The 5,792-nt window shown below is 58.5% G+C and carries 3 protein-coding genes; 2 read left to right on the top strand and 1 reads right to left on the bottom strand.

The features are described 5' to 3' along the window. Window positions 1–124 precede the first annotated feature (124 nt). On the bottom strand, window positions 125–1,204 hold the full coding sequence (locus EN943_RS34215) for a pilus assembly protein TadG-related protein (protein WP_127416287.1): 1,080 nt from the start codon (window positions 1,202–1,204) through the stop codon (window positions 125–127). Window positions 1,205–1,484: 280 nt separating this feature from the next. Between EN943_RS34215 and lepA the strand changes: the two genes are divergently transcribed. Both lepA and EN943_RS34205 read left to right on the top strand, forming a co-directional pair. After that, the gene (lepA, locus tag EN943_RS34210; RefSeq protein ID WP_127296915.1) at window positions 1,485–3,290 is read left to right on the top strand and encodes a translation elongation factor 4; all 1,806 of its coding nucleotides are present in this window, start codon (window positions 1,485–1,487) and stop codon (window positions 3,288–3,290) included. Between the two features lie 309 nt (window positions 3,291–3,599). Continuing rightward, window positions 3,600–5,162 carry a hypothetical protein gene (locus EN943_RS34205; protein WP_127416286.1) on the top strand — a complete coding sequence of 521 codons (1,563 nt, stop codon included), beginning with the start codon at window positions 3,600–3,602 and terminating at the stop codon, window positions 5,160–5,162. The last annotated feature ends 630 nt before the right edge of the window (window positions 5,163–5,792 follow it).

Raw genomic sequence — 5,792 nt, 5'->3', positions numbered from 1 at the left:
GCCTGGAAGCACCGCAGATATCCCCACTTCGCCGCTGTCGGCGTCTTCGTTACAGCGCTCACCGGTTTGTGATCGCTAGCGTTCTTCCTTCTCCCGCAAGGGGAGAAGGCAAGAAGAGCAGCGTCTACTGCGTCAGCCGCGTGTTGTTGGGCCGCTTGTTGAAGTCGCACTTGCCGGTGACGTTGTAGAAGAAGTCGGCGTTGCTGACGGGTGCCGGGACCGGGTTGCCGCCGTCTTCCCAGGCCTGGTAGGCTGTCGCGCCGCAAGGCACGAGGCCGAAGATGTCAACGATCTGGCCGGCCGCCATCTCTTTGTAGTCGATAAGGCCCGTCTGGTCCGATTTGAGCCCGCTGTAGAGCCGGTCGGACGTGTTCTTGTCGTTCGTGGCGAGGTTCCGCGGATTGCCCGACGGCACATTCATCTTCAGATAGAGGCCGCCCATCTGGCTGACATCGATCTGCGCGCCGGCGCCGCCGGCGGGATACATCGTATCGACGCAGTAATATCTCGTCCTGAACCCGTCGGTCAGAATCACCGCACCAGAGGGCGTGTTGGAATCGACGAGCTTGCAGACCTGCTTCTGGGCCACCGTGGTGACCGTGTTGCCGGCTGAATCGGTGGTGAGAACGCTGACGGTCGTGGTGCCATAGCCTTTCGGATCGCCGGTCCTGTCATAGGCATAGTCGATCGTCATCAGCGGCTTGTCCACTGCGGCGCCGAACATCGTGCCGTAGAGCGTCATTGTCTTGTTCCAGTAGCCCGACACGCCGGTGACCTTGAAGGTCGCCTCCACCAGGGCCGGCGCCTTGTTCACCGCCGAATTGACGCCGATCGCCACCGTGGGGATCCTGGCGATCTGCATGAACACGGTCTTCATGGCGAAACTCGCCGCGGCCTGCGCGGTGGCGGTGCCGTTGGCGCTGACGTCGAAGCTGTTCAGCGTCGCTGCGCCCTGTCCGCCGTTTTCTCTGTAGGTATCCTGGAGCAGCACCTGGCGCTGCGGCATCGTCGAGGCCGTATCCATCGTGGTAATGGAGAGGATCGCGGCGTCGAGCGCCGCCTGCTCGGTCGACCTGGTCTGGACAGCGGAGGTGTAGTCGACGGAAAAGCCGATCGCGGTGATCAGCGGTATCATGGCGAGAATGAGTATCGGTGCGAACGAGCCGCTCCGCGACTCGATAAAACTGCCTGCAAGCCCCCGCATGCCTTCGTCCTTACATCAGATATTTCCCCCCGCTAACATGCCGATCACAAATTATGCTCTAACGCGCGTGGTTAAAATTTATCGATTTTTCGAGGAATCCGGGGGAAAAGGCGACAAGCACCGCACCGCTTGCCTTGCCACGCCCTGCCGCTTGCCCCGACAGCCGCCTGCCCTGCTTTCCCGGCAACGGCTGTACGGCTTGCCAGGCAACGGGCCGCGCCACTTGTGCGGCGGCAGCCTGCCGCTTGCTCGGGCAAGCCACCCCTGCTAAACGCGCGCCATGAGCACGCCCCTCGACCACATCCGCAATTTCTCCATCGTCGCCCATATCGACCATGGCAAATCCACGCTTGCCGACAGGCTGATCCAGCTGACCGGCGGGCTGGAGCTGCGCGACATGAAGGAGCAGGTGCTGGACTCGATGGACATCGAGCGCGAGCGCGGCATCACCATCAAGGCGCAGACGGTGCGGCTGAAGTACCACGCCAACAATGGCGAGGACTATATCCTCAACCTGATCGACACCCCCGGACACGTCGACTTCGCCTATGAAGTGTCGCGTTCGCTGGCCGCCTGCGAGGGTTCGCTGCTGGTGGTCGACGCCTCCCAGGGCGTCGAGGCGCAGACGCTGGCCAATGTCTACCAGGCTATCGACAACAACCACGAGATCGTCGTGGTGCTGAACAAGGTCGACCTGCCGGCCGCCGAGCCCGAGCGCATCCGCGAGCAGGTCGAGGAGGTGATCGGCATCGACGCCTCCAACGCCGTGCTGATCTCGGCCAAGACCGGCCTTGGCATTCCCGACGTGCTGGAGGCCATCGTCCACCAATTGCCGCCGCCGCGCGAAGGCGACGCCACGGCGCCGTTGAAGGCGATGCTGGTCGACAGCTGGTACGACGCCTATCTCGGCGTCATCGTGCTGGTGCGCGTCATCGATGGCGTTTTGAAAAAAGGCCAGACCATCCGCATGATGGGCACCGGCGCCAAGCACCTGGTCGAGCGCACCGGCGTGTTCACGCCGGCCCGCATTAATGTCGACGAGCTCGGCCCCGGCGAATTCGGCTTCTTCACCGGCTCGATCAAGGAAGTGGCCGACACCCGCGTCGGCGACACCATCACCGAGGACAAGCGCACAACCGCCAAGGCGCTGCCCGGCTTCAAGCCGGCGCAGCCGGTGGTGTTCTGCGGCCTGTTCCCGGTCGACGCCGCCGATTTCGAGGATCTTCGCGCCGCGGTCGGCAAACTGCGCCTCAACGACGCCAGCTTCTCCTTTGAAATGGAAACCAGCGCGGCACTCGGCTTCGGCTATCGCTGCGGCTTCCTTGGCCTCTTACATCTGGAAATCATCCAGGAACGGCTGGAGCGCGAGTTCAACCTCGACCTCATCGCCACGGCCCCGAGCGTCGTCTACCGGCTGGCTCTGACCGACGGCTCGATGAAGGAGCTGCACAACCCGGCCGACATGCCCGACGTGGTGAAGATTTCGGCCATCGAGGAACCGTGGATCCGCGCCACCATCCTGACCCCCGACGACTATCTCGGCGGCATCCTGAAACTCTGCCAGGACCGGCGCGGCATCCAGGCCGACCTGTCCTATGTCGGCAAGCGCGCCATGCTGATCTACGATTTGCCGCTCAACGAAGTCGTCTTCGATTTCTACGACCGGCTGAAGTCGATCTCCAAGGGCTACGCCTCGTTCGACTATCACCTCACCGACTACCGGGAAGGCGACCTCGTCAAGATGTCGATCCTGGTCAATGAGGAGCCGGTCGACGCGCTCTCCATGCTGGTGCACCGCACGGCGGCGGAAAAGCGCGGCCGGCAGATGTGCGAGAAGCTGAAGGAGCTGATCCCGAACCATCTGTTCAAGATCCCGATCCAGGCCGCCATCGGCGGCAAGGTCATTGCCCGCGAAACCATCTCGGCGCTGCGCAAGGATGTCACCGCCAAATGCTACGGCGGCGACGTCTCGCGCAAGCGCAAGCTGCTGGACAAGCAGAAAGAAGGCAAGAAGCGGATGCGGCAGTTCGGCAAGGTGGATATCCCGCAGGAGGCGTTTATCCAGGCGCTGAAGATGGGCGATTGAGAAGCCGGTTGGCGCGCACAGCGCGCCAAGTCATCGATCCGGTGGATCGATGGCAGGCTTCGAAAGCGGGGGAGCTGCCGGAGGCAGCGGGCCCCCCGCCAGCGCGGCGCTGACGCTGCGCGGTGGGGATTAGTCTCTAGGACGCCCGCTCAGTCCGGTGCACGCTAATCTTGCGGTGTTGCCGCTAAGTCCCGAATAGGCGTGACTTACACCACAATCTCACCTGCCACCCAGCCGTTCCGTTGCGCAACCTATTGTACTTCAGAAGCATCTGTGTGCTAGCGTAATGCTGCAGGGGGATTCTGAAGCATGCCTAAGATCAAAAGAGAGTCATTCATCGAGAGCGAGCGAGCCGATCATTTCGCTGCGACATTGGAAGAGGCTACTCGTTCAACCGAGGAAGGCGTAAAATACTTTATCGAACCTGCCAAGGGCACGTTGTCTCGCGGAAAAACCCGGCGGCATCATTTCATTTTTGGCCGACGTGGCTCTGGGAAATCCAGTCTTCTGAATAAGTTACGTGCAGAATTAACCCTAGACAGGATGCCGGTAGCATATATCGATCTTGAGACGTTTAAGGGTCACAGTTACCCTGATGTTCTGATCAGTATCATTATTAAGACTCTAGATAGTTATTCGGAGTGGTTTTCCACGGCTGGGGTTTACCCCGCGTCGAAGCAGTCTTTTTGGAAAAAATTATTTGGTGCGAAACCTAGAGAGAAATCTATCGACTCTCGCAAAGTCGACGCCCTGCTCAAGCGAGTGACGCAAATGCGAGCTGAACTAGCTCACCTGCTAACAGAGCCTGAGGAGGTCGCGCGGGTCAGAAAATCAAGGCAAACAAAAGAACGAAGCGCTGATGGTAAGGGGTCGGTCGAACTACCCCAGCTACATCTCGAGGGCGGAGTTTCTCGATCTTCAGGGACAGAGAAAGAGATCTCCGACAACTATAGCTCGAAGAAAATTGAGACGCTTCACCGTCGTATTATCGATTTCAAACAACTTTTTGCAGACCTTTCTTCGGTTTCCGGGAAGCAGAGTTACTTATTTTTGGATGATTTGTATCATATTCGCTCTGATCATCAAGCTGAGGTCGTTGACTACTTTCATAGAATTACGAAGGGAACGAACACATGGCTCAAGATTGGGACTATTAAGCATAGAACTCAGTGGTATTTTTTCGGTCAGCCCCCCATAGGCATGAAACTGGGTGACGACGCCGACGAGATCGATTTGGATGTAACACTCGAGAAATATGACCTGACCAAAGAATTTTTGATAAAGGTTTTGGATCAGTTTTGCCGCGAGCACGACAGCAGGGTGGCCGATATTCTATCTGACGGCGCCAGAGACAGGCTTGTACTCGCCAGCGGTGGGGTTGCACGAGATTTTCTGAGTATTGTTCGACGTTCAATCGATGTCACCAGGCAACGCTTGGCGGGCAATGACCGTTTTCGCGGTGACAGAATTTCGGCTGAAGATGTTAACAAAGCAGCTGGCGAATTGGACGGATTCAAGCGTGAGGACTTCCGAAGAGATACATCCGACGATGACTCCCAGAGTTTAAACGACTTATTTGAGGATGTTAAGAAATTCTGCATCGAGAAAGTCAATTGTAATTGCATCCTTGTTAACAAAGAAACAAAGACCGATAGCGCTGGTATGATAAAAGAACTTGTCGACTTGAAGTTTTTACCTCATGTAAGGTCACGAGTTACGACTAGAGACAAAGCCGGACAGATCTATGATGCTTATATGCTCGATATTAGCCAATACTCTGGCGAGCGGAAAAGACGAAACCTTGATATGATTGAGTTTTGGCACAAGGACGGAGAGAACCAACTCAGAAGGAGCTCTCTGGTCTTTACCTGAAGAGGCAAGCTTCGTTGCCGTCTTCGGCCTCGCTATCAGCGACGCGTTGGGTATGCCAGCGCCTTCAAGGCAGCATTGCGCTCCGGGAAATAGTCCAGCCGCCGCCGTGACGCGCTGGTCGTGAGGACCTGCTGCTTGCCAGGATGCCCCGCTCTAGCCATCGACGACCTCATGGAAAGAATCGGCGAGGCTGACCGCGCTGGTGGTCGCCGTGCTGTTTGTGGTGTCGGCTTGCATGATTATCTGGGGCGCGCCCTTGCACCTCGCCGCCGCTGCCCGCCGTCTTCTATCCGTTCCTGGTGCTGACCTTTGTTGGCTGGATCTGGACTTTGGTGAGGGCGGTGCGGTGAGCCTTTGTCCGCTTCCGTACCAAACGTCCAGCCTGGTTGATCGGGCATCAGCGGGGCGGTAAAAAATTCGGGCGGCGGACCCTTGTCAGGTCGCCAGTGGCCGGCGCGGGCTCAGGCAACTGCCTCACCGGCATTCGCGCCGGCCATTTTCCAGCTGCATCCGGGCGGGCTAGCGCCGGGGCGAAGAACTCAAGAACGGTAAGCCAACGCCCGGCAGAGATTTTGAGCGTTGGCGCTGCCCCTCATCTGGCTGCCGCCATCTTCTCCCCGTAAACCTGTC

Source organism: Mesorhizobium sp. M7A.F.Ca.US.006.01.1.1 (genome assembly GCF_003997935.1).
Lineage (GTDB): Bacteria > Pseudomonadota > Alphaproteobacteria > Rhizobiales > Rhizobiaceae > Mesorhizobium.
The sequence above is the reverse complement of the archived record's forward strand: the minus strand, read 5'-3'. Positions and strand labels throughout refer to the sequence as shown.